This window comes from Enterobacter sp. EC_50 (genome assembly GCF_019584525.1).
In the GTDB taxonomy this organism is placed as follows: domain Bacteria; phylum Pseudomonadota; class Gammaproteobacteria; order Enterobacterales; family Enterobacteriaceae; genus Enterobacter; species Enterobacter roggenkampii.
Genome location: NZ_VDAF01000018.1, coordinates 15,360 through 36,598 on the forward strand (window position 1 = coordinate 15,360; position 21,239 = coordinate 36,598).

The following is a 21,239-nucleotide window of genomic DNA, read 5'->3' on the forward strand; positions in this document are numbered from 1 at the left end:
TGTTTATGACTGCAAATGTGATGAAGGTCGCTGTTTTATGCTGATATTGTTAACTTTTTTATTTTAAATGTTGCATCGATGTTTGATTGTCGAGGTGTCAACGCGTGATGTTCGGACGTTTAGGCACCGTTTAATTTTTTGACTAAACATAAACTGAACGAGGAAGGGATAGTGATTAGAGGTGAATTAATTGGGTTTCTAATAATTTCCAGAAGTATTTCAGATGTCACACAATACAACACAACCTTACATTTCAGGGCAATGAATATACGTTCACCCGCGCACGCCGGTTGCCTTTCTATGTCATTTTTCTGACACGTTTATTCTTTACGTTGTTGGCTTCACTCACTGGACACTAACAATATGAAAAGAAAAATTATTCCTGTGCTTATCGGTTGTGCGCTCTCTTTCTCTGGCCTGGCTGCGCAGCCTACCGCTGAGCGCTATATCGTCAGCTTCCCTGACGGCTCCCATGTGAAATACAGCGGCGCGTTTGCCGATGCGTTCCCGAACGGGCTTCCGGTGGGGATTGGCTCTGGCCTGCTGTTTACGGGCAAGCAGGGCGATGCCCTGACGTTTGCGACCGTGACCGATCGCGGTCCCAACGCCGATGCGCCAAAAATGGGTAAAAACGAAGCCAAAATCTTTGTTACGCCGGATTTCGCGCCGCTCCTGATGACCATCCGCGTCCAGAACGGCAAAGCGGAGGCGGTTGATGCCCGCCCGCTGCATGACGATAAAGGCGAGATTAACGGTCTCCCGCTGCAAAGCGGCGTGATTGGCTCCACCAATGAAGTGGCGTTCAGCGACACCCTCAAGGTCCTGAAAGGTGATAACCGCGGACTAGATACGGAAGGCATCACGCCTGACGGCAAAGGCGGCTACTGGCTGTGCGACGAGTACGGCCCGTTCCTGATTAACGTCGACAGCAAAGGCAAGATCCACGCGATCCACGGGCCGCAGGCCGCGGAAGGGGAAAAATCTATCGCGGGCGGTCTGCCAAACATCATCAAATGGCGCCAGCCCAACCGGGGCTTTGAAGGCCTGACCCGGATGCCGGACGGGCGGATTATCGCCGCCGTGCAAAGCACGCTGGACATCGACGGGAAGAGCAAAAAGCAGGCGCTGTTCACCCGTCTGGTGAGCTTCGACCCGGCGACCGGCAAAACCGCGATGTACGGTTACCCTATCGACAGCGCGGCCTACGACAAAAACAGCGATGCCAAAATCGGCGACATCGTGGCGCTCGATAATCAGCACATCCTGCTGATTGAGCAGGGAAGCGATAAAAACGACGGGATGCGCAACCTGATTTACAAGGTGGATCTCAGCAAGGCGAGCGATCTTTCCGCCTTCGACAAGCCGGGCGAGTACCCGGAGTTTGATGATGAGAAAACCCTGGCGCAGCGCGGCATTACCCTTGCGGCAAAAACGCAGGTGGTCGATCTTCGCGCGCTGGGCTGGCAGCAGGAAAAGGCTGAAGGACTGGCGCTGATCGACAGCAAAACGCTTGCGGTGGCGAACGATAACGATTTTGGCGTGAAGGTCGCGATGCAAAACCCGGTCGAGGGCAAGAAGCTTAAGGATTACCGGGTGAACGCGGAAGGCAAGCTGACGCTGGAGGATAAACCGGTGGAAACCACGCTCAGCGTGAAGCCGCTGAAGAAGCCGGAGTCCGACAGCGAGCTGTGGATTGTGACGCTGCCGGAGGCGGTGAAATAAGTTTACCGCTCACCCCTCTCCCCACAGGGGAGAGGGGGATTGTTCGGAGCGCATAGTTAAGCGGGGAGGCTATTTCTTCAGCCCCGCAAACGCCGCCCGAATCTCCTCTTCCGGCAGCTGGATGCCTATAAACACCATCACGCTGTGCGGCGCTTCATCGCCCCACGGTCGGTCCCAGTCGGCGCTGTACAGGCGCTGCACGCCCTGGAACAGCAGGCGGTTCGGCTCGCCGTCAATCCACAGCATGCCTTTGTAGCGCAGCAGCCTGTCGGCAAACGACAGCAGCAGGTTCTCCATTACGCGGGAGACCTCGCTGATGTCCACCGGGTAATCCAGCTCCACCACAATCGACGCCACGTCGTTTTGCTTGTCTCCCATAAAGTGGAAGCGCGGTTTTGCGGTGACGTTCTCTTCCAGCATAAAACCGTTGGTGTTGAACAGCTGGGACAGGTTGATATCGCCGTGCGTCACCGTATAAATCGGCGCGCGGGAGTTGATGCGCGTCAGGCGCTCGCGAAGCTTAACGCTTTCACCCGCCACGTCGGTTTTGGTCAGCAGGATGCGGTCGGCGTAGCCCACCTGAGACTGGGCGATGGTGAACTGGTTCATCTGATCGTCGGCGTGGACCGCATCGACCAGGGCAATGACGCCGTCCAGCAGGTAGCGCTGGCAAAGGATCTCGTGCGAGAAAAAGGTCTGAATAATCGGGCCGGGGTCGGCCATGCCGGTGCACTCGATCACCAGGCGGTCAAAGTCGATTTCCCCGCGATCGCGGCTGTCGAGCAGGTCCAGCAGGGCATCTTCCAGCTCGTTAGAGCGGGTGCAGCAGATGCAGCCGTTGGTCAGGGTTTTGATCTGCGTGGCGCGATCGCCAATCAGCTGGTCGTCTACGGAGACTTCGCCAAATTCGTTTTCGATGACGGCGATTTTGAAGCCGTGCTGCTCGTTCAGGATGTGGCGCAGCAGGGTGGTTTTACCGGCGCCGAGGAAACCGGTCAGCAGGGTAACGGCAATCGGGGTCATGGTCTCTCCTTTAGCAGCAGCGGACGCCGCCTTCTCCACTTCCGCCGTAGCGCGCTTCCTGACGCTCGCGGAAGAATTCGGTGTAGGTCATGTACGGCTTATCCGGATGGTTGGTCTTCATATGCTCAACGTAGTTGTCATAGTCCGGGATGCCAATCAGCATTTTCGCCGCCTGACCGAGGTATTTTTTTGCTTCGCCTAAGTTACCAAACATAACGTGTCCTGATAAGAAAAAGCCCGGTGGCGCGCAGCGATCCGGGCCTACAGTACCGTTGTAGGGCGGGTCAGCGCAGCGCCGCCCGCCATTGTTTTAGTGGTGTGAAGAGGTCTTCACGCCGTCTTCCGGTACCGGCACGTACGGGGTTTCTTTATCCGTGCGGCCATCGATGTTGCGCACTTTCATCCAGGTTTTGATGCCGTAGAAGATGATGCTGTACACCACCACCAGGAACAGAATGCTCAGACCCGCGTTGGTGTAGTTGTTCACCACGATATGGTTCATGTTGGCAATCTGCTGCGCGGTTAAATCCGCGCCGCCTGCGGCAATCTTCTCTTTGTACTGGTTAGCCATGAAGAAGAAGCCTTCCAGCTGCGGGTTGGTGCTGAACAGCTTCAGACCCAGCGCCCAGGTGGTGCAGAGCAGCAGCCACAGCGCAGGCACCACGGTAACCCAGATGTATTTGGTACGTTTCATCTTCACGAGGACTACGGTACCCAGCACCAGGGCCACGGCCGCCAGCATCTGGTTAGAGATACCGAACAGCGGCCACAGGCTCTTCACGCCGCCGAGTGGGTCAACCACGCCCTGATACAGCAGGTAACCCCACAGGCCTACGCAGCCCGCGGTGCCGAGTACGCCCGCCACCAGAGAGTCGGTTTTCTTCAGGAACGGCACGAAGTTACCCAGCAGATCCTGCAGCATGAAGCGGCCCGCACGGGTACCGGCATCCAGCGCGGTGAGGATGAACAGCGCTTCGAACAGAATACCGAAGTGGTACCAGAAGCCCATGTCCGCCCACGGCAGCACTTTGTGGAACACGTGTGCGATACCTACCGCCAGCGTCGGCGCACCACCTGCGCGGTTCAGCACGGACGGTTCGCCGATGTCTTTCGCGGTCTGCATGATCTGCTCAGGCGAAATCACAAAGCCCCAGGAGCTGACGGTCGCCGCCGCGTGTGCGCTGGCCTCTTTCAGCTGCGCCATGATCAGCGCGGTATTTTCGCCGCCCATCTCATGCAGGTTAGGCATGGTGATGCCCAGACCCGCTGGTGGCGTGTTCATCGCGAAGTACAGGCCAGGCTCGATAATCGACGCCGCAACCAGCGCCATGATCGCCACGAAGGACTCCATGAGCATTGCGCCGTAACCGATGAAGCGCGCGTCGGTTTCATTGGCCATCAGCTTCGGCGTGGTGCCGGAGGAGATCAGCGCGTGGAAGCCAGACACGGCACCGCAGGCGATAGTGATAAACAGGAACGGGAACAGGGCGCCTTTCCACAGCGGACCGGTACCGTCAATGTACTGGGTTACCGCCGGCATTTTCAGCTCAGGGTTGATGATCACAATCCCGATGGCCAGCCCGACGATCACGCCGATTTTCAGGAAGGTCGCCAGGTAGTCGCGCGGAGCCAGAATCAGCCACACCGGCAGCAGGGCAGAAACGAATGCGTAACCGATCAGCGCGAAGGTGATGGTGGTGTCTTTAAAGGTCAGCGCCGGGCCCCAGTACGGGTCGTGCGCAATCACGCCGCCGAAGTAGATGGAGGCGACCAGCAGCACGATACCGATCACCGACACCTCGCCAACGCGGCCAGGGCGCAGGAAGCGCATGTAGATGCCCATGAACAGCGCAATCGGTACGGTAGAGCAGACGGTGAAGACGCCCCACGGACTTTCGGCCAGCGCTTTCACCACGATCAGTGCCAGCACCGCGAGGATGATGATCATGATCAGGAAGCAGCCAAAGAGGGCGATGGTGCCCGGCACGCGGCCCATCTCTTCTTTGATCATCTCACCCAGCGACGAACCGTTACGGCGCGAGGAGATAAACAGCACCATAAAGTCCTGCACCGCCCCCGCCAGCACCACGCCCGCCAGCAGCCAGAGCGTACCCGGCAGGTAGCCCATCTGCGCGGCCAGTACCGGGCCGACCAGCGGGCCAGCGCCTGCGATGGCGGCAAAGTGGTGACCAAACAGCACGTAGCGGTTGGTAGGCACGTAGTTCAGGCCGTCATTGTTAATGACCGCCGGGGTGGCACGCGTCGGGTCGAGCTTCATGACCTTCTGCGCGATGTATAAGCTGTAGTAGCGATAAGCCACAAGGTAGACGGAAACCGACGCGACCACGATCCACAGGGCGCTGACGTGTTCGCCCCGGCGTAATGCGACAACCGCCAGACAGAAAGCACCGAGGATCCCGAGTAAGGCCCAGGGCACGTGCTTCAGTAGTTTTTTAGTATCCATAGTAAGACCTGGTTTTTTATGTAAAGAAAAAAGGGTCAGGGTTCGTTGTGAGGAGGTATTGATTAATGCTGGAGCGATCGTGCCAGATCCCCGCGCGCGTAAAGGACGGTAAATGAATGAGTGGTTGAAAGTGCCGGGTGAGCGGTCAAAGGCGGCGACGAGCGGTTTCGGCGCGCCGCCAGAGGGCGAAATTATGTGATTGAGATCACTTGATTATTCGGGTTGCGCTCTACGGCCAGATAGCTCTCCAGCGTCCTGATGAGTTTCTCCTTCAGCCAGCTCGGTTCCAGGATCTGAATATGGGGGAGCCAGTAGAACAGCAGCGGCAGGATCTGGTTCTCGTGGGCCGCCTGGCAGCGCAGCGTGACGCCGTCCTGCTGCTCCTCCAGCAGCTCCTGTTCCGGCAGAAGATCCCGGCGCAGGAAGTAATGTGAAATATTATCTTTGATGAATATTTTCACCGCGAAAGTATCTTCGGACACCCAGGGATCGAGGCTTTTCTCCAGCAGCTCAAGAACATTTTCTTCGGGAGTGAAGGTCGTTTTCTGAATATCAAACCAGCTAATCTGGCTCAATGAGAAGGATTTCAGCCGGCTATTTTCGGTGGCTTGTAAATACCATATATTTTTTTTGTTAATGAGTTTATAGGGATTAATCAGGCGGGTTTTACCCTTATAAACGATCTGGCAAACATTATGGTTTTTAATCGATTTCTCGATTTTCGTTAAATGACGGCGAATATCGCGTTCTACCGTATGTTCCGCTTCATTGCCAAGAATAAGAATATGGTTTTCGTCTACGCGCGTTTCAAGCTTTTGCCAGAATTCCATATTTCTTTCAGGGAAAAAGCTGTCGGCATTCAGAAAGTTAGCCAGAGTGTGATGCAATCCTTGCCCACCCGGCGATTGTGCGGAATGAATCAGCCGATATAGACCGTTACCGGTATGTTCAACAATGGGCGAGAGGGCATTTAAATCCCGGTAGACGGTGCGTTCGGTAATTTTAAATTTCTCCATTAGCGCACCGCGGTTTACCACACCGTTTAAATGTAGCTCAAGGAGAATATCGACCAGACGTTCAGCCGAGCGGCTCCGCGTCGTTTTAGCCATAAGGTCATCCTGTATATATAGGTATGCGCTGAATGATGCGGGTGCACTGACAGGCGGCGTCAGTATTCAGGCACAGAAAATTTCTCTTATGGGTATATAACGGCGTGATTTAGCGGAAACCTTAGGAGTTTTTGCAGAAAGCGGCGCTGGCCGGAAAAAAGGCCAGCGCGAGGGGGGATCACACGGCGACTTCCGTCTCCAGCATGACCGGGTGGAAGCGGCGTCTGAAGTAGATCAGGCCGTGGCCCGCGTCACTCAGAATGATGTTTTTAATTTCAACCAGATAAACCAGATGCGTGCCGATGGTTTGCACCTGGCTTATATCGCCTTCAAGGCTGGCCAGCGCGCCCTTCAACACCGGCTGCGCCAGCGGCCCTTTCTGCCAGCAGGAGAGGGCAAAGCGCTCTTCCATCGTCATACCGGTCATCCCGGCGAAATGGCGCGCCATGATCTCCTGCTCGTGGTTCAGCACGTTAACGCACAGCCTGCCGTTGCCCTGGAATACCGGGTTCATGGCGCTGTTGGCGTTGATGCACACCATGACCGACGGCGGGGTGTCCGTGACCGAGCAGACGGCGGTGGCGGTGATGCCGCAGCGGCCCGCCTCGCCCTCGGTGGTGACCACGTTAACCGCCGCCGACAGGCTACTCATTGCGTCGCGAAAACGCAGGCGTTGTTCATCTGAATGCATTGCAACCTCCCGCTGCGCTATTTCAGCAGCTTGTCCAGCATGTTGATATCGCTGTTGTTGTGCAGGTGTGGCACCGTCCAGCCGTGTTGGTCGTATTCGGACATACAGCGGTCGACCATCGCCATCATCTTGTCCATATTGCCGGAGCTCTGCGCCTGGCGCAGACACTGCAGGCGAATTTCATCCTGGCTGCCGGAGTAGTTAATTTCGTACAGCTCGTGACGGCCGCCAAACTCGCTGCCGATGGCGTCCCACATCAGCTTCAAAATCTTGATGCGTTCGACGTGGTCCATGCCGTTGGAGCCGCGCACGTATTTCGCCAGATACTGGTCGATCTGCGGGTTGTTCAGATCCCGGGCGCTGGACGGCAGGTAGATCAGCCCGGAGGTGACGTTACGCTCGATGATGTTCTTGATCTTGGCGTAGGCCATCGGGGCCATCACGCGGTAGGTCTGCAACGCCGCGTGGTCAGGAAGATACGCGCCGTTTACCCACGGGGTGGCTTCGGAACACATGGAGTCGCTCAGCGCCCAGAACATGTTGCGCCAGGCCACCACTTCGCCGAGATCCGCCTGCACGCCGCGGAACTCCAGGGTGCCGGTACACTCCAGGGATTTCTTCAGCAGGGCGGTGATGAAGTCGAGCTTCACCGCCAGGCGCACGCAGGCCTGCAGCGGGTACATTCGCGCAAAGCCGCCTTCCATCGTCCACCGGCGGCAGCGGTCGAAATCGCGGTAAATCAGCACGTTTTCCCACGGGATCAGCACGTGATCCATCACCAGGATCGCGTCGTTCTCGTCAAAGCGGCTGGAGAGCGGGTAGTCGTACGGGGAGCCGGTTGCGCCTGCCACCATCTCGTAGGAGGCGCGGGAGATCAGCTTCACGCCCTCGGCGTCCATCGGCGCGACGAACATCAGCGCGAAGTCTGGGTTTTCGCCCATCACCTGCGCGGAGCCGAAGCCGATCATGTTGTAGTGGGTCAGGGCGGAGTTGGTGGCCACCACTTTCGCGCCGCTGACGATAATCCCGGCGTCGGTCTCTTTCTCCAGCTTGATGTAGACGTCTTTCACCTCGTCCGCCGGCTTGTGGCGGTCGATCGGCGGGTTGACGATGGCGTGGTTGAAGTACAGGCCGGTTTCCTGAATGCGGGTGTACCAGTTCCGGGCGTTCTGCTCGAACTGGCCGTAGAAGGCCGGGTTGGCGCCCAGCGCGCAGCCGAACGCGGCTTTGTAGTCCGGCGTGCGGCCCATCCAGCCGTAGCTCAGGCGCGACCACTCGGCGATGGCGTCGCGCTGCTGGCGCAGGTCGTCGGCGCTTTTCGCCACGCGGAAGAACTTGTGGGTATAGCCGCCGCTGCCGGTGTCGGTGCCCCAGCACAGCGTGTCCTGCATGTCCGGCTTGTGCAGCGCGTCGTACATCTGCGCGATGGAGGCCGCCGCATTGCGAAACGCCGGATGGGTGGTGACGTCTTTGACGCGCTCGCCGTAGATGTAAATCTCACGCCCGTCCTGCAGGCTTTTTAAATACTCTTCACCGGTTAACGGGCGTTTGGCATCAGCGCGGAACTCTTCAGGCTTCATAGGGACCTCGTATCGGAATTGTGTTGTTAAATTTATGTTTTGTTTTTGTTGTTTAATTGAAGCCTGAGAGGGGCGTAACGTGAAGGGACGATTGGGACAACGACGGGTACTTTTCGGGTGGGTTGTGGTTTTGTGATCTGTGCGGCTTTTCGGCGGGTGGCGCTGCGCTTACCCGCCCTACGAACCGTGATGCGCTCAGGAAACCGGTACTTTCTGCGCCCGATACGCGCTCGGCGAGCACCCCACTAAGCGATTAAAAAAGCGGGCGAAATAGGCCGGATCTTTGAACCCCAGCTGCCAGGCAATCTCGCTGACGGTGCTGTCGGAGAAGAGCAGCAGGCGTCGGGCCTCGCGCAGCTGGCGGTCGAAGATCAGCCGTTTTGGCGGCCGGTTGGCGAAGCGGCGACAGATATCGGTCAGACGGGATTCGGTCAGGTGCAGCTCGCTGGCGTATTCCGGCACCGTCCAGTGCTGGTGGTAGTGGGTGTCGATCAGCTGGGTAAACCGCTGGAACAGCTTCAGCTCGCCGCGCATGCCGCCTGACGCGTGGTCGTCGAGCTTCGCGTTGCGCAGCAGCAGGGTAAACACCGCCTGGGCCAGCAGGACCAGCGTATGCTCGCGCCCGGGCAGCTGCTCCGTGGATTCCCGGGCAATGAGCTGCCAGTAGTGCTTTAGCGCCGCCAGCTCGCCCGGCCTGTCGGCCAGCGAGAGGCAGATCCCCGGCAGGCCAAACGCCTCCCGCGTGCCGGGGTAGAGCACCTCCAGCAGCGGCCAGATCAGATCCTCGCGCACCGTCAGCACGTGTCCGTCGCTGTCGGATTCGGTGATAAACGCGTGCGGCACCGACGGTGGGGTGAGGACGAACAGCGGGGCCTGCACCGAATAGCGGTGATCGTCGAGCTGGAGCTCAATCTGCCCGGTATCGAGAAAGTGCATCTGAAAGTACTGGTCGTGACGATGCGCCTGCATGTCGCGGCCAAAAAAGGCCGCCATGCGGGCGAACGACTGGTAGTGCACATCGTCGGTGCCCAGACTTTCGTCGTACTCCTTGCTGATATCAATGTTGGCGATAGGGCTCTGGCACATGATCGTTCCTCTGTTGATCCCGCTGCGTCATCGGGATACGCGTCAGCACCAGCGCGCCGACCACCAGCAGACCCGCCACGAACCACAGTCCCGAGCTGAAGCTGCCGGTCGCGTCGCGCAGGATCCCAATCAGCAATGGGCTAACGGCGGAGCCGACGTTGCCGATGGCGTTGATCACCGCCAGCGCCACCGCGCGGGACTGCAGGCTAATCACCCGATCCGGCGTGGTCCAGAATATCGCCATGGCGGTAAACGATCCGGTTGAGGCCATGATGATGCCAAGCAGCTGGATCAGGCTGTGATCGGTCGCGGAGGCCAGCATCCATCCCGCCGCGGCGAACAGGTACGGCAGGATGGTGTGCTTTTTTCGCTCTTTCAGCCTGTCGGAACGGCGGCTCCACCAGATCATCCCGAGGATGGTGCAGAACTGCGGGATCGCCGCCAGCAGGCCGATGACGATGTTGCTGCTCCCCGTGTTAAAGCTTTGCAGGATCTGCGGGGTCCATATGTTGATCGCGCTCAGCGTATTGGTCAGGCAGAAGTAGGCCAGCGTGTAGAGCAGCACCGCCGGGGTCAGTACCTCGCGCAGCGTCGAGCGCGGCGTGACGGATTGGGCAATCGCGACCTCCTGCTCGCGGGCGATCATCGTTTTGAGCGCCCGCTTTTCGTCCTCATCCAGCCAGGTGGCCTGATCCGGGGTGTCGTTGAGGTAAAACCAGGTCACCACGCCGAGCACCACCGACGGCAGCCCTTCCAGCAGGAACAGCCACTGCCAGCCCTTGAGGTTCCACAGCCCGTCCATCGCCAGAATGTACCCAGAGAGGATTGAGCCGAGCATCATGGTGACCGGCATGGCAATCATAAACAGCGCGTTGGCGCGGGCGCGGTGATAGGCCGGGAACCACCAGGTGAGGTAGACCAGAATCCCCGGTAGGAAGCCGGCTTCGGCAATGCCCACCAGCATGCGCAGAACGTAGAGGGTTTCGGGGCTGGTGGCGAACATGGTGCAGGTGGAGGCAATACCCCACACTACCATGATCCCGGCGATCCAGCGGCGCGCGCCGATCTTCGCCAGCATGATGTTGCTCGGGATCCCGCACAGCACGTAGGTGACGTAAAAGAGCGTCGCGGCCAGGCCAAACATGGTTGAGGTGAGGCCCAGATCTTTGCCCATCGTCAGCCCGGCGAAGCCGATGTTGATGCGATCGAGAAACGAGAAAACAAACAGGATAAAGAGAAAGACGATCAGGCGTCGGAACAGCTTGTGAATGACGCGGTGTTCAACGGCTTTATTATCATGGGTTTGCAGGGTAGAGGTCGTCATGGTGCGCTCCAGATCTTACGTTTAGTAGACGGATTTATTGTTATTAACTGACGTAACCGGTTTTTCGATAAAGCGTGCCGCCAGCGCTTCCGCGCCGCGGGCAAGCAGGGTAGTGTCGACCCCGACGGCAACAAACAGCGCGCCGAGCTCAAGATAGCGTTTTGCCAGCAGTTCATTCGCCATCAGGATGCCGGGAGCTTTACCGGCAGCGCGTATCTGCGCGATCGCCTGCTCAATGGCGGCCTGCACCTCCGGGTGCTGCGGATTGCCGGCAAAGCCCATGTCGGCGCTCAGATCCGCCGGGCCGATAAACACGCCGTCGACGCCTTCTACGTCCAGGATCTGCGGCAGGTTTTTCAGCGCCTCGCGGGTTTCAATCTGCACCAGCACGCACATGGCGTCGTTGGCCTGCTGCAGGTAATCCGGAATGCGGTTCCAGCGCGAGGCGCGCGCCAGGGCGCTGCCGACGCCGCGAATGCCCGCGGGCGGGTAGCGGGTGGCACGTACCGCCTGCCGCGCTTCGTCGGCGTTTTGTACCATCGGCACCAGCAGAGTTTGTGCGCCCACGTCCAGCAGCTGTTTGATCTGCACCGGGTCGTTCCACGCCGGGCGGACCACCGGCTGGCTGGGGTAAGGGGCGATGGCCTGCAGCTGGGTCAGGACGGTCTGCACGCTGTTTGGCGCATGCTCGCCGTCGATCAGCAGCCAGTCGAAGCCTGCCCCGGCCAGCAGCTCGGCGCTGTAGCTGCTGGTCAGCCCCAGCCATAGGCCAATTTGCGGGCGGCCCGCCTGCAGCGCCGCTTTGAATGCGTTTTGCATGTTCCTCTCCTAAACAAAGCGGCAGCTGATGGAGCCCATGTTGCCGTAGTCCACGTGGAAGGTGTCGCCTCTGCTGGCGGGCACCGGGCGGGTAAACGAGCCGCCGAGAACGATCTGGCCAGGCTCCAGCTGCACGTCATACGGGGCGAGCTTGTTTGCCAGCCACGCCACGCCGTTGGCCGGGTGGTTAAGGACGCCTGCGGCAACGCCGGTCTCTTCGATCACGCCGTTGCGGTAGAGCAGGGCGGAGATCCAGCGCAGGTCCAGCGCGTCGGGCTTAATCGGACGGCCGCCGAGGATCACGCCCGCGTTGGCGGCGTTATCGGAGATGGTGTCGAACACCTTGCGCGGGCGCTGGGTGTCCGGGTCGACGTTGTGGCAGCGGGCGTCGATCAGCTCCAGCGCGGGGATCACGTAGTCCGTGGCGTTGTAGACGTCGAAGATCGTGCAGTTCGGGCCGCGCAGCGGTTTTGCCAGCACGAACGCCAGCTCCACTTCAATGCGCGGGACGATAAAGCGATCCACGGGAATGTCGCTGCCGTCGTGGAAGAACATGTCGTCCAGCAGCGCGCCGTAGTCCGGCTCGCTAATCTGCGAGCTGGCCTGCATCGCTTTGGACGTCAGGCCGATCTTGTGGCCCTTCAGCACGCGGCCTTCGGCGATCTTCAGGCTGACCCATTCGCGCTGGACGGCGTAGGCGTCGTCGATAGTGATCGTCGGGTAGTCGAGGGAGAGCTGGCGGATCTGCTCCCGGGACTGCTCCGCCTGATGCAGACGATGGGCGATCAGGGTATGGGTGTGTTTATCGAGCATGGCGTATCCTTTATGCGGCTGTTGCCGGGTGGCGCTGCGCTTACCCGGCCTACGTTCGAGCCGTTGTAGGTCCGGTAAGCGAAGCGCCACCGGGCGGAAAAGATGTCTACTTAAACAACGCGTGCACGTTGTTTTGTTTGTAATTGAGCGTCGGGTGCAGCTCGTCCAGCTCAAACGACAGCGCCAGATAGCGGCTCGCCATCAGCGCCGCGAAGTGCGTTTTAATCAGCGCAAACAGCATTTCACCGACCTCTTCCCGGCTCTCCAGACTGCGCCCCGCGCCAATCTTCAGCGTCATATGGACAAAGGCGTAATCGTGCTTGCCGTCGGCCATCTGCCAGGTGTCCAGCCAGTGGGCGCGGCTGCGGATACCGCCGATAGGGAAGATGCCCGTGGCGGCGAGCGCCTCGTTCACTTTGGCGAACAGTCCCGGCAGGTCGGCCTGCTCGCGGATGTTGTCGGTACATTCAGCAATAAAGTGCGGCATGGAGGCTCCTTACGCGGGCAGGGGGAAAACAGCGTTGACCTGGCCGGTGCCGGAGCTGGCGAACAGCTCGGTGAGAAACTCCACCTTGCCGTCGTATTTGTCCCAGCCGAGCATCCCCAGCAGCATCACCGTGTCGTGCATGTTGCCCTCGCCGTAGCAGTAGTCGGCGTACTCCGGCAGCATGCTGCAGAATTCTTTGAACTGACCCTCGCGCCACAGCTTCACCACGCGCTCGTCCATCTGGCGGTCGAACTCCCGGGTGTAGCTGTTCATCCCTTCTTCCGCGCGCTGGTCGTCGATAAAGCGGTGCGACAGCGAGCCGCTGGCGAGTACCGCCACGGTGCCGTCGTATTTCTCAATGGCGCTGACGATGGCCTCGCCCAGCCTGCGGCTGTCGGCGAAGTCGTGAACCGTGCAGAACGCCGAGATGGAGACCACCTTGAAGTGCTTATCCGCGTTCATGTAGCGCATTGGCACCAGCGTGCCGTACTCAAGCTTGAGGCTCGGAATGTTGTGCGCTTTGGCGCGCACGCCACGCTTCACCGCTTCGTCGGCGATCAGCTGGCTGAGTTCCGGGTTGCCGTCGTAGTCGTAGGTCATGTCGCGGATAAAGTGCGGCAGCTCGTTGCTGGTGTAGACGCCCGAAAAATGGTCCGCACAGTTGATGTGATACGCGCTGTTCACCAGCCAGTGGGTGTCGAAGACGATAATGGTATCGACGCCCAGCTCCCGGCAGCGCTTGCTGATCTCTTTGTGTCCGTCGATGGCGCCCTGGCGGCAGCCGTGGTTTTTGCCCGGCAGTTCGGAGAGATACATCGACGGCACGTGGGTGATTTTTGCCGCTAACGCTAATTTGCCCATTTTCAGATCCCCCACTTTGGAATCGGATGGTCGCCCATGGAGATGCAGACGTTCTTCATCTCCGCGAATACCTCGAAGCTGTACTCGCCGCCCTCGCGGCCGGTGCCGGAGGCCTTCACGCCGCCAAACGGCTGGCGCAGGTCGCGCACGTTCTGGGTGTTGACGAACACCATGCCGGCTTCAATGCTGCGCGCCAGGCGCAGCACTTTGCTGACGTCCTGGGTCCAGATGTATGACGCCAGGCCGTACTCCACGTCGTTGGCCAGGCGCAGCCCTTCCGCTTCGTCCTTGAACGGCAGCAGGCAGGCCACCGGCCCGAAGATCTCCTCCTGCGCCACGCGCATGCGGTTGTCGACGTCCGCCAGCACGGTCGGACGCAGGAAGTTGCCGCCCTTCAGGTGCGCAGGCAGATCGGTCGGTTTGTCCGGGCCGCCCGCCAGCAGGGTTGCGCCTTCCTCAATGCCCAGGCGGATATAGCCGGAGACCTTTTCCCAGTGCTGTTGGCTGATGAGCGCGCCAATCTGGGTGTTCGGATCGGTCGGGTCGCCCACGCGCAGGCGGCTGGCGCGCTCGGCAAAGCGCTTGACGAATTCCGGGTAGATGCTCTGCTGGATAAAGATGCGCGAGCCCGCGGTGCAGCGCTCGCCGTTGATGGAGAAGATGGTGAACAGGGCGGCGTCCAGCGCGCGCTCGATATCCGCGTCTTCAAAAATCAGCACCGGGGATTTGCCGCCCAGCTCCATGGAGTACTTCTTCAGCCCGGCGTTTTTCATGATGTTGCGCCCGGTGGCGGTGCCGCCGGTGAAGGAGACGGCGCGCACGTCGTGATGCCGCACCAGCGCATCGCCTGCCGTCGCGCCGTAGCCCTGCACCACGTTGAGCACGCCCGCCGGAATACCCGCCTCCAGGGCGAGCTCGCCCAGACGGTCGGCGGTGAGCGGGGAGAGCTCGGACATCTTCAGCACCGCGGTATTGCCTAAGGCCAGACAGGGCGCGACCTTCCAGGTGGCGGTCATAAACGGCACGTTCCACGGCGACACCAGCGCGCAGACGCCCACCGGCTGCACCAGGGTGTAGTTGAGCATCTTGTCGTCGACCGGGTAGGTCTTGCCGTTCATCTGCTGGCACACCTCGGCGAAAAATTCGAAGTTGTGCGAGGCGCGCGGAATGAGCACGTTTTTGGTCTGGTGGATCGGCAGCCCGGTATCGGCGGTTTCCATGGCGGCGATCTCGGGCACGTTCTGGTCGATCAGATCGCCCAGGCGACGCATCAGGCGCGCGCGCTCCTTCATCGGCAGGTTAGCCCACTTCGGGAACGCCTCTTTGGCGGCGGCAACGGCCTGATGGATTTCGGCCTCGCCGCCGGCGGCCACTTCTGCCAGGACCTCGCCGGAGGCCGGGTTAGTGGTGTGGAAGTAGTCGCTGCCCGCGACGTTTTTACCGTTGATCCAATGGTTTATCTTTTTCATTTTGCCGTCTCCTCACTCACAATTCGGTTCACCAGGCGTCCCACGCCTTCCACTTCCACCACCACCTCATCGCCCGGCACCACGTCGGACAGCCCCTTCGGCGTGCCGGTGGCAATCATGTCGCCCGGCTGCAGGGTCATAAAGTCGCTCAGGTAGGCGATCAGGAACGGGATGCTGAAGATCAGATCCGCCGTGGTGCCTTCCTGACGCAGCTCGCCGTTAACGAAGGTGCGCAGGGCGAGGTTGTGCGGGTCGGGAATGGCTTCTTTTGGCACGATGTTGGGGGAAATGGGGGTCAGCCCGTCGCGGCTTTTCACCCGCAGGTTCGGGCGGTAGTAGTTTTCGAGATAGTCACGAATGGCGTAGTCGTTGCAGACCGTGTAGCCCGCAACATAGTCCATCGCCTCGGCTTCGCTCACCTTGCGGGCGGTTTTACCGATGACCACCACCAGCTCCGCTTCATAGTGCATGTACTCGACGTTGTTCGGGCGCACCGAGGTCTGGTTGTCGCCGTTGAAGGTGTTCGGCGCTTTGATAAAGACCAGCGGCTCGGTGGGCGGCTTGAAGTCCAGCTCGCTGGCGTGATCGGCATAGTTCAGGCCGAGGGCAAACAGCGTGGCGTGCGGCGGCGTGCGGTGCGCAATAGTGACGTCGCGCTCGTCCACCACCGGGTTTTCCAGCGGCGGAAACCCTTCCGCCAGAATACGTACCCGATCGCCCGGGCGGATCTCAACGCGGCTGTGCGGGGTACCGAGCAGGATCGCATCGCCGGGATTAAGGGTGGCGAACTCGCTCAGGGCGCTCAGCAGTTCGGCAGCGTTACGCTGCAGATCGGCGGTGTTCCAGTGGTCCGCTTCGCGGCCGTTGATCTCCGTGATGATGGTCAGGCTATCCACGTTATCAATGGCGACCGGTTCGCCGAGCGGGCAGAATCCGTCGCGGCATTTGGCCTTGATGGCCGGACGGTAGAAGCTCTCTTCCGGCAGGCTCACCTCGTTGGCCAGCGCATATCCGGCGATGTACGCCGCGGCGTCCTCCACGCGCACCTTGCTGGCGGTTTTACCGACCACCAGCGCTACCGTGGCGCCGCTCAGCACCGTTTCCCCCTGCGGGAACGGAATGGGGTCGCCCGCGCGAATCACGGTGTTATGCGGTTTGATAAACCACACCGCCGTTTTCGGCGGCGTGTTGTAGGGGGCTTTTTCAAACGCCTCTCGCCAGGCTTCGCGCTGGCTCTGATGGTTGAGGGCGACGGCAAAGACGGTACCTTTCATTCACATACTCCTCAGGCCGGAGGTCCGGTTTGGATTTCATTAATATGTTAATGATCTGGTTTTATGCTTTTGCTGATTATTTCGCAATCAGAAGTGAAAGATTTGTGATACGAATAACAATAAATTTACATGTTGGTTTTTATTGATATTAAAATCAGAGTGTTAATAAACTTAATGGGTTTCTGTTAGACTTTTTGACGGAAAACGTGTTGTTTATAAAAGCATCTTTTATGAATTGTTTACGTGTTAATGATGTGAAGGGGAGAGGCTATGCATGATTCATTAACCATCGCGCTGCTGCAGGCGCGGGAAGCGGCGATGTCCTACTTCCGACCGATCGTGAAGCGCCATAACCTGACCGAGCAGCAGTGGCGCATTGTGCGCGTGCTGGCTGAACATCCGTCGATGGATTTTCACGATCTGGCGTTTCGCACCTGCATTTTGCGCCCGAGCCTCACCGGCATTCTGACGCGCATGGAGCGCGACGGCCTGGTGCTGCGCTTAAAGCCGCTGAACGACCAGCGCAAGCTGTACGTCTCGCTGACCAAAGAGGGCAATGCGCTGTATGAGCACGCCCAGGCGCAGGTGGAGGAGGCGTATCAGCAGATTGAGGCGGAATATACGCCGGAGAAGATGAAACAGCTGACGGCGCTGCTGGAAGAGTTTATTGAACTCGGAAACCGACATAACGCAGCGCGGGAAGAAGAGTAAAAACCACAAATTTCAGGATGAATTTCGTAAAGTTTTCCCTTTCCAGGCCGAAAATTCTGTATCTGTCTGAGGAAAGAGAAAACATGTTAAACCGTATCAAGATTGTCACCAGCTTAATGCTGGTTTTAGCGATATTTGGCCTTTTACAACTCACATCCGGTGGTCTTTTCTTTAATGCTCTGAAGAATGACAAAGAGAATTTCACCGTCCTGCAAACCATTCGCCAGCAACAGTCCACGCTGAACGGCAGCTGGGTAGCGTTGCTGCAAACCCGTAATACCCTGAACCGCGCGGGTATTCGCTACATGATGGATCAGAGCAATATCGGTAGCGGCGCGACCGTGAACGATTTGATGCAAATCGCGTCTGCGTCTCTGAAACAGGCGGAAAAAAACTGGGCTGCCTACGAAGCCCTGCCGCGCGATCCGCGTCAAAGCGATGCGGATGCCATGGAGATCAAGCGTAACTATGATATTTACCACGGCGCGCTGGCGGAGCTGATCCAGCTGCTGGGCGCGGGCAAAATCAACGCCTTCTTCGACCAGCCGACCCAGAGTTACCAGGACGGTTTTGAGAAACAGTACGTGAGCTACCTGCAGCAGAACGATAAGCTGTACCAGATGGCGGTTGAAGACAGCAACAGCTCCTACAGCCAGGCTATCTGGGTGCTGATCGGCGTCCTGATTGCCGTGCTGGTGGTGATTGTGGCCGTCTGGCTCAACATCAAGCAGACGCTGATCTCCCCGCTGAATCGTCTGATCGACAACATTCGCCATATCGCCAGCGGCGACCTGGTGAAGCGCATTGAGGTTCAGGGCACCAACGAGATGGGTGAACTGGCCGACTCGCTGCGCCATATGCAGGGCGAGCTGGTGCGTACCGTTGGCGACGTGCGTAACGGCGCGAATGCGATCTACAGCGGCGCGAGTGAAATCGCGATGGGCAACAACGACCTCTCCTCCCGTACTGAACAGCAGGCCGCTTCCCTGGAAGAGACCGCTGCCAGCATGGAGCAGCTGACGGCGACCGTTAAGCAGAACGCCGAAAACGCCCGTCAGGCGAGCCATCTTGCGCTGAGCGCCTCTGAAACCGCGCAGAAAGGCGGCAAAGTGGTGGACAACGTGGTGCAGACCATGCGCGATATCGCGGGCAGTTCGCAGAAAATTGCCGACATTATCAGCGTGATCGACGGTATTGCTTTCCAGACCAACATCCTGGCACTGAACGCGGCGGTAGAAGCGGCGCGTGCGGGCGAGCAGGGCCGTGGTTTTGCGGTGGTAGCAGGTGAAGTGCGTAACCTGGCCCAGCGCAGCGCCCAGGCGGCACGCGAGATCAAGAGCCTGATCGAAGACTCCGTGGGTCGCGTGGAAGTGGGCTCAACGCTGGTCGAAAGCGCCGGTGAAACCATGGGTGAGATCGTGAATGCGGTTACCCGCGTCACGGACATCATGGGTGAAATCGCCTCTGCGTCTGACGAGCAGAGCCGCGGTATCGACCAGGTCGGTCTGGCGGTGGCAGAGATGGATCGCGTGACCCAGCAGAACGCCTCGCTGGTGGAAGAGTCTGCCGCAGCGGCAGCCGCACTGGAAGAACAGGCAAGCCGTCTGACGCAGGCCGTGGCGGTGTTCCGCATTCAGCAGGAGCAGATGAAAGCGCGTGAGTTCGCTTCTGCGAAAACCGTTGCAGCACCGGCGATGGCGCGTAAAACGGTTACCGCTGATGCTGGTGATAACTGGGAAACGTTCTAACGCCGTATGTTGTGCCGGGTGGCGGCTACGCCTTACCCGGCCTACGGTTCGTGGTTGTGCCGGGTGGCGGCTACGCCTTACCCGGCCTACGGTTCGTGGTTGTGCCGGGTGGCGGCTACGCCTTACCCGGCCTACGGTTTGTGGTTGTGCCGGGTGGCGGCTGCGCCTTACCCGGCCTACGGTTTGTGGTTTTGTAGGCCCGGTAAGCGCAGCGCCACCGGGCGGTATTACAGGGGCAGGCGCATGGCGCAGCGCGTTTCATACGCGAAACCGTGCGCCGTCTCTTCTTCCCTTTTCTGACGCAGTTCAGGCGTCAGCGTCGTTATTTTTTCAAACCCCAGCCGCGCATAGAACGGCGCATTCCACGGGACGTTCCTGAACGTCGTCAGCGTCAGCGCTGTCAGCCCCTTTCTGCGGGCATGGTCTGCCACGCAGGCGATGAGCTGCCTGCCGATCCCTTTTCCCTGCCAGTCCAGATCAACCGAGAGTTCGACAATAAACAGTGAAGACGGATGGGCTTCGGCAAGGATAAACCCGACGGGCTGGTCGTTTGCCAGCGCCAGCCAGCTTAACCCGCGTTCGACATAGTCGAGGTGTTGCTCAGCGGAAATGACCTCGCCATCGGCAAGCCAGGCGAGTGCCGGGAAGTCACGGAAGCGCCCGGCCGCCGCGCGTTCAATGGCGGGCAGGGCGGCAATGTCGTTGAGGGTGGTGGGGCGAATGCGAAGAGTCATGGCGGCAAGTATAGCCTGACCCGTCGACATTATTCCGAGCAGATCAGCACCGGCGAATAAAAATTGCTGATCACCAGCGCGTCTTCCGGCGTGCGCTCTATTGTCAGGAGCCTTTTATTGCCCAGCGTCAGGCCGGCAACGTATTTTTCAAAGACCCCGGGCGGCATGGCGTCATGGCTAAAACGCTCCACTTTTTGAATAGCGATCTCATACAGTTCGCCCTCCACGTGACGCCATTTAAACATCTCCTGGCGGGAAACCTCCCAGCTGCGTGGGGCATTTACCACGCTGCCGTTAACCGTGATGTACCCGGTTTTGTCGGGATGAAAACGCATAATGATCTCACCGTCAAAGGTGAAATCGTGGTTGTCGCGCCGGTCGGAAAAGGTCAGGTTTCCGTCGCAGGCCACCGACAGCGGGGGCGTGTGAAAGTACCACGCCAGCACGGTGCCCAGCAGCAGCAGGTTGAGGATCAGGGTTAGCCAAACTTTTTTGTGTCTCATCATCACCACTCGTAATAGTAAAGCGTACGACAGGCGCTGGCTTTACCCTGCGTGAGGGAACATTGGGAGAGCACCAGCCGCCCTTCGTGGCCGTAGAAAAGCGTTCTCTGAATGTGCATGTAGAAAATTGAATTTTTCAGGCACGGAAGATGGCCGTCCTTCTGAAGCGTTTGCGCCAGCGCTATTGCCTTCCCGTGAAATACGTCCGCCAGCGGCGTAAAGGTGTAGACCGGGCAGGTGCCGATATGCGTCAGCAGATGGATCTCCCTTTGTGAATTTTCTGGCTTGATCAGCACGATCCAGAGGCATAGCGCAACGACGACCAGCGTGAGCGCGCCGCAGAACAGCCATTCAGGGCGAACGCGCCATGCAGGTTTCGCCGTTTCGGCGGTCGGTGGAGCCTCCTCCAGCGGAGTGACCGTAACGTCCGCGCTGAGCATAAAGCCCGTTTTCGGTACGGTAACGATAAGCAGCGCGTCGGGAAGCAGGGCCGCCAGCATCTTGCGCAAAATGCTGATGTACTGGTTTAAGGAGTTGTTAGATCCCTGAAGCCCTCGCCGATCCCAGACTTCCTGGAGAAAGGTTTCCCGTTCAACCACGTTCCCATGATGCTGTACCAGCAGCTTCATGATGGTATTGGCCGTACAGGTGAGGAGCTGCGCATCCTCATCCGGCGCATTGATAAGAGAAACAGAACCGTCCTCGTCGTTATAGACGATGGCGTCAGCAAGCAGGTATTTCATAAGTTGTTGTAATAAAAACAGAGATAAAAAATAAAAAGAGAAGGTCTACGCCTTCAGGGCTGCATTGCTGGCTATTTT

20 protein-coding genes are annotated in these 21,239 nt (G+C 59.1%); 3 read left to right on the plus strand and 17 right to left on the minus strand.

Features of this window, described 5'->3' with window-relative positions; all coding sequences use genetic code 11:
• Window positions 1-363: 363 nt before the first annotated feature.
• Window positions 364-1,722: an esterase-like activity of phytase family protein gene (locus tag FHC48_RS15675; RefSeq protein WP_059363110.1), complete on the plus strand. Its 1,359-nt coding sequence runs from the start codon at window positions 364-366 to the stop codon at window positions 1,720-1,722.
• Window positions 1,723-1,791: 69 nt separating this feature from the next.
• On the opposite strand, the gene yjiA is transcribed toward FHC48_RS15675, so the two are convergent.
• The 14 genes from yjiA to hpaG form a co-directional block, all read right to left on the minus strand.
• Window positions 1,792-2,745, minus strand: coding sequence for a GTPase (gene yjiA, locus FHC48_RS15680; protein ID WP_039023939.1), 954 nt, complete (start codon window positions 2,743-2,745; stop codon window positions 1,792-1,794).
• A 10-nt stretch (window positions 2,746-2,755) separates the two neighbouring features.
• Complete coding sequence (locus FHC48_RS15685) at window positions 2,756-2,959, minus strand: YbdD/YjiX family protein (RefSeq protein WP_003856610.1); 204 nt, start codon at window positions 2,957-2,959, stop codon at window positions 2,756-2,758.
• 96 nt (window positions 2,960-3,055) lie between these two features.
• The gene (locus tag FHC48_RS15690; RefSeq protein ID WP_220418810.1) at window positions 3,056-5,209 is read right to left on the minus strand and encodes a carbon starvation CstA family protein; all 2,154 of its coding nucleotides are present in this window, start codon (window positions 5,207-5,209) and stop codon (window positions 3,056-3,058) included.
• Window positions 5,210-5,400: 191 nt separating this feature from the next.
• The gene (locus FHC48_RS15695; protein WP_008501309.1) at window positions 5,401-6,318 is read right to left on the minus strand and encodes a YafY family protein; all 918 of its coding nucleotides are present in this window, start codon (window positions 6,316-6,318) and stop codon (window positions 5,401-5,403) included.
• Between the two features lie 178 nt (window positions 6,319-6,496).
• Window positions 6,497-7,009: a 4-hydroxyphenylacetate 3-monooxygenase reductase subunit gene (locus tag FHC48_RS15700; protein WP_059363105.1), complete on the minus strand. Its 513-nt coding sequence runs from the start codon at window positions 7,007-7,009 to the stop codon at window positions 6,497-6,499.
• Window positions 7,010-7,026: 17 nt separating this feature from the next.
• Window positions 7,027-8,589, minus strand: a complete 1,563-nt coding sequence (gene hpaB, locus FHC48_RS15705) for a 4-hydroxyphenylacetate 3-monooxygenase, oxygenase component (protein WP_008501307.1) — start codon at window positions 8,587-8,589, stop codon at window positions 7,027-7,029.
• A gap of 195 nt (window positions 8,590-8,784) precedes the next feature.
• Window positions 8,785-9,675 carry a 4-hydroxyphenylacetate catabolism regulatory protein HpaA gene (gene hpaA / locus FHC48_RS15710; protein WP_059363104.1) on the minus strand — a complete coding sequence of 297 codons (891 nt, stop codon included), beginning with the start codon at window positions 9,673-9,675 and terminating at the stop codon, window positions 8,785-8,787.
• Complete coding sequence (hpaX, locus tag FHC48_RS15715; protein WP_045335609.1) at window positions 9,647-10,999, minus strand: 4-hydroxyphenylacetate permease; 1,353 nt, start codon at window positions 10,997-10,999, stop codon at window positions 9,647-9,649. The genes hpaA and hpaX overlap by 29 nt, the downstream gene beginning before the upstream one ends.
• A 21-nt stretch (window positions 11,000-11,020) precedes the next feature.
• Window positions 11,021-11,818 (minus strand): 4-hydroxy-2-oxoheptanedioate aldolase, encoded by a 798-nt coding sequence (hpaI, locus tag FHC48_RS15720; RefSeq protein WP_220418811.1) that lies wholly within the window; start codon window positions 11,816-11,818, stop codon window positions 11,021-11,023.
• A gap of 9 nt (window positions 11,819-11,827) precedes the next feature.
• The gene (gene hpaH, locus FHC48_RS15725) at window positions 11,828-12,631 is read right to left on the minus strand and encodes a 2-oxo-hept-4-ene-1,7-dioate hydratase (protein ID WP_059363099.1); all 804 of its coding nucleotides are present in this window, start codon (window positions 12,629-12,631) and stop codon (window positions 11,828-11,830) included.
• 106 nt (window positions 12,632-12,737) lie between these two features.
• Complete coding sequence (locus tag FHC48_RS15730; RefSeq protein ID WP_008502110.1) at window positions 12,738-13,118, minus strand: 5-carboxymethyl-2-hydroxymuconate Delta-isomerase; 381 nt, start codon at window positions 13,116-13,118, stop codon at window positions 12,738-12,740.
• 9 nt (window positions 13,119-13,127) lie between these two features.
• Window positions 13,128-13,979 carry a 3,4-dihydroxyphenylacetate 2,3-dioxygenase gene (gene hpaD / locus FHC48_RS15735; protein WP_059363095.1) on the minus strand — a complete coding sequence of 284 codons (852 nt, stop codon included), beginning with the start codon at window positions 13,977-13,979 and terminating at the stop codon, window positions 13,128-13,130.
• A gap of 2 nt (window positions 13,980-13,981) precedes the next feature.
• Window positions 13,982-15,448, minus strand: coding sequence for a 5-carboxymethyl-2-hydroxymuconate semialdehyde dehydrogenase (hpaE, locus tag FHC48_RS15740; RefSeq protein ID WP_049122727.1), 1,467 nt, complete (start codon window positions 15,446-15,448; stop codon window positions 13,982-13,984).
• Complete coding sequence (gene hpaG / locus FHC48_RS15745) at window positions 15,445-16,722, minus strand: 4-hydroxyphenylacetate degradation bifunctional isomerase/decarboxylase (RefSeq protein ID WP_059363093.1); 1,278 nt, start codon at window positions 16,720-16,722, stop codon at window positions 15,445-15,447. Before hpaG ends, hpaE begins: the two co-directional genes overlap by 4 nt.
• Before the next feature lie 270 nt (window positions 16,723-16,992).
• On the opposite strand from hpaG, the gene hpaR reads away from it, so the two are divergent.
• On the plus strand, window positions 16,993-17,433 hold the full coding sequence (gene hpaR, locus FHC48_RS15750) for a homoprotocatechuate degradation operon regulator HpaR (RefSeq protein ID WP_008502106.1): 441 nt from the start codon (window positions 16,993-16,995) through the stop codon (window positions 17,431-17,433).
• Window positions 17,434-17,516: 83 nt separating this feature from the next.
• Entirely contained in the window at window positions 17,517-19,181 is a 1,665-nt protein-coding gene (tsr, locus tag FHC48_RS15755) for a methyl-accepting chemotaxis protein (protein ID WP_023293346.1), read from the plus strand.
• Window positions 19,182-19,408: 227 nt separating this feature from the next.
• On the opposite strand, the gene FHC48_RS15760 is transcribed toward tsr, so the two are convergent.
• Genes FHC48_RS15760 through FHC48_RS15770 form a run of 3 tightly spaced genes read right to left on the minus strand, consistent with a single transcriptional unit; the run spans window position 19,409 to window position 21,161 of the window.
• On the minus strand, window positions 19,409-19,915 hold the full coding sequence (locus FHC48_RS15760) for a GNAT family N-acetyltransferase (protein ID WP_021240603.1): 507 nt from the start codon (window positions 19,913-19,915) through the stop codon (window positions 19,409-19,411).
• 29 nt (window positions 19,916-19,944) lie between these two features.
• Entirely contained in the window at window positions 19,945-20,418 is a 474-nt protein-coding gene (locus FHC48_RS15765) for a hypothetical protein (RefSeq protein ID WP_025912120.1), read from the minus strand.
• 2 nt (window positions 20,419-20,420) lie between these two features.
• Window positions 20,421-21,161 (minus strand): winged helix-turn-helix domain-containing protein, encoded by a 741-nt coding sequence (locus tag FHC48_RS15770; protein ID WP_008502102.1) that lies wholly within the window; start codon window positions 21,159-21,161, stop codon window positions 20,421-20,423.
• Window positions 21,162-21,239 lie beyond the last annotated feature (78 nt).

Bases quoted from the DNA above. Each gene is read 5' to 3' on its own strand.
- FHC48_RS15675 (WP_059363110.1), top strand. From the start codon at position 364: ATGAAAAGAAAAATTATTCCTGTGCTTATCGGTTGTGCGCTCTCTTTC.
- yjiA (WP_039023939.1), bottom strand. From the start codon at position 2,745: ATGACCCCGATTGCCGTTACCCTGCTGACCGGTTTCCTCGGCGCCGGT.
- FHC48_RS15685 (WP_003856610.1), bottom strand. From the start codon at position 2,959: ATGTTTGGTAACTTAGGCGAAGCAAAAAAATACCTCGGTCAGGCGGCG.
- FHC48_RS15690 (WP_220418810.1), bottom strand. From the start codon at position 5,209: ATGGATACTAAAAAACTACTGAAGCACGTGCCCTGGGCCTTACTCGGG.
- FHC48_RS15695 (WP_008501309.1), bottom strand. From the start codon at position 6,318: ATGGCTAAAACGACGCGGAGCCGCTCGGCTGAACGTCTGGTCGATATT.
- FHC48_RS15700 (WP_059363105.1), bottom strand. From the start codon at position 7,009: ATGCATTCAGATGAACAACGCCTGCGTTTTCGCGACGCAATGAGTAGC.
- hpaB (WP_008501307.1), bottom strand. From the start codon at position 8,589: ATGAAGCCTGAAGAGTTCCGCGCTGATGCCAAACGCCCGTTAACCGGT.
- hpaA (WP_059363104.1), bottom strand. From the start codon at position 9,675: ATGTGCCAGAGCCCTATCGCCAACATTGATATCAGCAAGGAGTACGAC.
- hpaX (WP_045335609.1), bottom strand. From the start codon at position 10,999: ATGACGACCTCTACCCTGCAAACCCATGATAATAAAGCCGTTGAACAC.
- hpaI (WP_220418811.1), bottom strand. From the start codon at position 11,818: ATGCAAAACGCATTCAAAGCGGCGCTGCAGGCGGGCCGCCCGCAAATT.
- hpaH (WP_059363099.1), bottom strand. From the start codon at position 12,631: ATGCTCGATAAACACACCCATACCCTGATCGCCCATCGTCTGCATCAG.
- FHC48_RS15730 (WP_008502110.1), bottom strand. From the start codon at position 13,118: ATGCCGCACTTTATTGCTGAATGTACCGACAACATCCGCGAGCAGGCC.
- hpaD (WP_059363095.1), bottom strand. From the start codon at position 13,979: ATGGGCAAATTAGCGTTAGCGGCAAAAATCACCCACGTGCCGTCGATG.
- hpaE (WP_049122727.1), bottom strand. From the start codon at position 15,448: ATGAAAAAGATAAACCATTGGATCAACGGTAAAAACGTCGCGGGCAGC.
- hpaG (WP_059363093.1), bottom strand. From the start codon at position 16,722: ATGAAAGGTACCGTCTTTGCCGTCGCCCTCAACCATCAGAGCCAGCGC.
- hpaR (WP_008502106.1), top strand. From the start codon at position 16,993: ATGCATGATTCATTAACCATCGCGCTGCTGCAGGCGCGGGAAGCGGCG.
- tsr (WP_023293346.1), top strand. From the start codon at position 17,517: ATGTTAAACCGTATCAAGATTGTCACCAGCTTAATGCTGGTTTTAGCG.
- FHC48_RS15760 (WP_021240603.1), bottom strand. From the start codon at position 19,915: ATGACTCTTCGCATTCGCCCCACCACCCTCAACGACATTGCCGCCCTG.
- FHC48_RS15765 (WP_025912120.1), bottom strand. From the start codon at position 20,418: ATGAGACACAAAAAAGTTTGGCTAACCCTGATCCTCAACCTGCTGCTG.
- FHC48_RS15770 (WP_008502102.1), bottom strand. From the start codon at position 21,161: ATGAAATACCTGCTTGCTGACGCCATCGTCTATAACGACGAGGACGGT.